This window comes from Acinetobacter sp. USHLN143, assembly GCF_037145695.1.
Classification (GTDB): domain Bacteria; phylum Pseudomonadota; class Gammaproteobacteria; order Pseudomonadales; family Moraxellaceae; genus Acinetobacter; species Acinetobacter fasciculus.
Window position 1 is genome coordinate 1 of the sequence record NZ_JBBCWZ010000178.1, and the last position, 885, is coordinate 885.

General features: G+C 34.6%; 1 protein-coding gene. It reads left to right on the forward strand.

Annotated elements, in window-relative coordinates:
• Window positions 1-43: 43 nt before the first annotated feature.
• A protein-coding gene (locus WFH18_RS17535; protein ID WP_085064288.1) for an IS5 family transposase occupies window positions 44-866 on the forward strand; the annotation gives its coding sequence in 2 pieces (ribosomal slippage) (window positions 44-424 and window positions 426-866; 822 coding nt in all).
• Window positions 867-885 lie beyond the last annotated feature (19 nt).

An 885-nucleotide genomic window follows, 5' to 3' on the forward strand; every position in this document is an offset into this window, starting at 1 on the left:
TTAGACCTCTTGCGAAAGTAAAAACTGCCTCAATATAGATTTCATGAAATATCAGAAATTAAATCGTTTTTCAGATTCTGAATTCCAGCGCTTGGTTGGTGTACCTCGAGCAGTTTTTAGTGAAATGGTCGAAGTTTTAAAAGAAGCAGAATCACTTAAAAAGAAATTAGGGCGTCCTCATACTTTAGCTATAGAGGATCAATTATTATTAACACTCAATTACTTACGGAGCTACAACACCCAATTGGAATTGGCGGCAAATTACCATATCGCTGAAAGTAATGTGAATCGAACTATTAAAAAGGTTGAAGATGCATTAATGAAATCAAGACGTTTTACCCTGCCAAAACGAAGCATTACCACAGCAGACGAACAATTTAACTGGGTAATTATTGATGCGACAGAATGTTTAATAGAACGCCCGAAAAAAAAATCAGAGTAAGTTCTACAGTGGTAAAAAGAAGAAACATACGTTAAAAGCCCAAGTGATCTATCATCCGAAGAGCAAACAAATCATAGGAGTAGATATATCGTCTGGCAGTCAGCATGATATTAAATTGGCAAGAAAAACAGTTAAGAAATTCAAACATTGTGACTATGTTATGACCGATTTAGGGTACTATGGGTTAGAGCAAGATGGCTTTAAATTATTGATGCCAATAAAGAAAAAGAAGAATTTACCCTTATTTGATGCTGAGAAAAATTACAATAAAATGATTGGAAAAATACGAGTTGTAATCGAACATATTAACAGTCAATTGAAAAGATTTAGAATACTAAGTGAACGCTATCGAAATAGACGGAAAAGATTCGGTTTACGCATTAACTTAATCGCTGCACTGGTAAACCGGATGAACTTGCAATAACGACTTTCGCAAGAGATCT